Origin of the sequence: Allobosea sp. MMO-172 (assembly GCF_037147855.1) — a bacterium.
In the GTDB taxonomy this organism is placed as follows: domain Bacteria; phylum Pseudomonadota; class Alphaproteobacteria; order Rhizobiales; family Beijerinckiaceae; genus Allobosea.
The window spans coordinates 1-2,712 of the sequence record NZ_JBBCUM010000037.1 but is presented as its reverse complement, the minus strand read 5'-3'; the positions used below and the strand labels follow the sequence as shown (position 1 = coordinate 2,712).

2 protein-coding genes and 2 pseudogenes are annotated in these 2,712 nt (G+C 65.2%); all 4 read right to left on the bottom strand.

Annotated elements, in window-relative coordinates; genetic code table 11:
• A pseudogene (locus tag WFK61_RS25930) lies at positions 1-249 on the bottom strand (branched-chain amino acid ABC transporter permease); the annotation flags it as partial.
• 16 nt (positions 250-265) lie between these two features.
• Complete coding sequence (locus WFK61_RS25925; RefSeq protein WP_336814927.1) at positions 266-1,153, bottom strand: branched-chain amino acid ABC transporter permease; 888 nt, start codon at positions 1,151-1,153, stop codon at positions 266-268.
• 175 nt (positions 1,154-1,328) lie between these two features.
• Entirely contained in the window at positions 1,329-2,531 is a 1,203-nt protein-coding gene (locus tag WFK61_RS25920; protein ID WP_336814928.1) for an ABC transporter substrate-binding protein, read from the bottom strand.
• A gap of 60 nt (positions 2,532-2,591) precedes the next feature.
• Positions 2,592-2,712, bottom strand: a pseudogene (locus WFK61_RS25915) (ABC transporter ATP-binding protein); the annotation flags it as partial.

The window sequence follows — 2,712 nt, the reverse complement described above, 5'->3', positions numbered from 1 at the left end:
CATGCCGAAATAGGCGGCATGGCCGAACGAGAGCAGGCCGCCATATCCAAGGAGAAGATTGAAGGCGAGGGCGAACAGCGCGAAGCACAGCACCTTCATCACGAAGACGGGGTAGGCGACGAAGGGCGCGACCACGAGCACCGCGGCAATCGCGATGAACAGGTTGCGGTGCAGGCGCGCCGTGCCGACATCGGTCTCGCTGAGAGCGAGGCCGGAGGCGGATGTGTCGGTCGAGGCAAGGTCGGTCATGGCTTCAGTCCTTGCGTCAGGCCGCGCGGCCGAACAGGCCGGCGGGCTTCACCAGCAGCACCAGCACCATGATGACGAAGATCACGGTCGCGGCGCCTTCCGGGTAGAACACCTTGGTCAGGCCCTCGATCAGGCCGAGCGAGAAGCCGGTGACGATGGCGCCCATGATCGAGCCCATGCCGCCGATCACGACGACCGCGAAGACGACGATGATCAGGTCGCCGCCCATGTTCGGGTTGACCGAGTAGATCGGCGCGGCGAGCACGCCGGCGAAGGCGGCGAGCGCGACGCCGAAACCATAGGTCAGCGTCACCAGGAGCGGCACGTTGATGCCGAAGGCCTGGGTCAGGGTCGGGTTCTCGGTCGCGGCCCTGAGATAGGCGCCGAGCTTGGTCTTCTCGATCAGGAACCATGTCCCCAGGCAGACCACGAGCGAGGCGACGATCACCCAGGCGCGGTAGTTCGGCAGGAACATGAAGCCGAGATTCTGGCCGCCGGTCAGCTGCGGCGGGATGGCGTAGGGCAGGCCCGACGAGCCGTATTGGTTGCGGAACAGACCCTGGATGATCAGAGCCAGGCCGAAGGTCAGCAGCAACCCGTAGAGATGGTCGAGATGGGCGATGCGCTTCAGCAGCAACCGTTCGATCACGACGCCGGTCGCGCCGACGATGATCGGGGCCAGCAGCAGCGCCGCCCAGTAGTTGAGGCCGAGATAGTTCAGGCACATCCAGGCGACGAAGGCGCCCATCATGTACTGCGCGCCATGCGTGAAGTTGATGATGTTGAGCAGCCCGAAGATCACCGCCAGCCCGAGGCTGAGGATGGCGTAGAACGAGCCGTTGATCAGGCCGAGAAGGACCTGACCGAACAGCGCTTGCGGCGGAACGCCTAGAAGCTCGAACATGATGGGCTCAGATCATCTTATAGGGCGGGCTCGCGAACCTCTTTGTCATCCCGGCCAAGCGAAGCGCCAAGCCGGGATCCATCGTAGAGTTCCGGAGCCCTCCGATGGATCCCGGGTCGACCTGCGGTCGCCCGGGATGACGGCGGAGGACGTCTAGGCGGCGTTCAGCCGGGGCTTACTTGACGAGCGAGCAGCCGGTTTCGGCCAGCGGCTGGAAGGCCTGCTCGGCCGGCAGCACCGAGACCTGCTTGTAGTAGTCCCACGGACCCTTCGACTCCGAAGGCTTCTTGACCTCGTAGAGATACATGTCGTGCATCTTGCGGCCGTTCGGGCGGATCGAGCCCTTGCCGAACAGCGGATCGTCCGTCGGCAGCTCCTTCATCTTGGCGACGACGGCGGCCGAATCCTTGCTCTTGGTCGCCTCGACCGCCTTCAGATAGTGCAGCAGCCCGGAATAGACGCCGGCCTGCACCATGGTCGGCTTCTTGCCGCCATTGAGCTTGGCGAAGCGCTCCGACCAGGCGCGGGTGCCGTCATCGCGATCCCAGTAGAACGACTCGGTCAGGACGAGGCCCTGCGCCGCCTGCAGGCCGAGCGCATGCACGTCGCTGATGAAGACCAGGAGCCCTGCGAGCTTCTGCCCGCCCGCGACGATGCCGAACTCGCCCGCCTGCTTGATGGCGTTGGTGGTGTCGCTGCCGGCATTCGCAAGGCCGATGACCTTGGCCTTGGAGGCCTGGGCCTGCAGCAGGAAGGACGAGAAGTCGGTGCCCGGGAACGGGGTGCGGACGGCGCCGACCACCTTGCCGCCGTTCTTGGTGACGGTGGCGCTGGCGTCGCGCTCCAGCGCATGGCCGAAGGCGTAGTCCGCGGTCATGAAGAACCAGCTGTCGCCGCCGGCCTTCACCATGGCGCCGCCGGTGCCCTGCGCCAGCGCGTAGGTGTCATAGGTCCAGTGGATGGTGTTGGGGCTGCAGGCCTTGCCGGTCAGGTCCGAGGTGCCGGCGCCCGAATTGATATGGACCTTGTTCTTCTCCTTGGTGATCTGGCTCACCGCCAGCGCGACCGAGGAGGTCGGCACGTCGAGGATCAGGTCGACGCCGTCCTGGTCGTACCACTGCCGGGTGATGGTCGAGCCGACATCCGGCTTGTTCTGGTGGTCGGCCGAGACGATCTCGACCTTGATGCCCTTCTCGGCCGCCTTGAAGTCCTCGACCGCCATGCGTGCCGCGATCACCGAGCCCTCGCCGGCGAGGTCGGCATAGAGGCCCGAGCGGTCGTTGAGCACGCCGGCCTTGACCGAAATCTGCTGGGCGAGCGCTGGCGCCGCCATCAGGGTCGCAAGCGCCGTGGTCGCGAGAATCGTCTTCAGCTTCATCATCGTTCTCCCTCTGTCGATACCGGGCGAGCCGGTGCTGTTCTGGTGGATCGCGCTGCTTCAGACGCCGAGATAGCGATGCAGCTTGTCGATATTGGCGTCGAGTTCGGCATTGGGGATCATGTCGATGACCTTGCCTTGCTCGACCACGTAGTGCCGGTCGGCGACCGTCTGGGCGAAG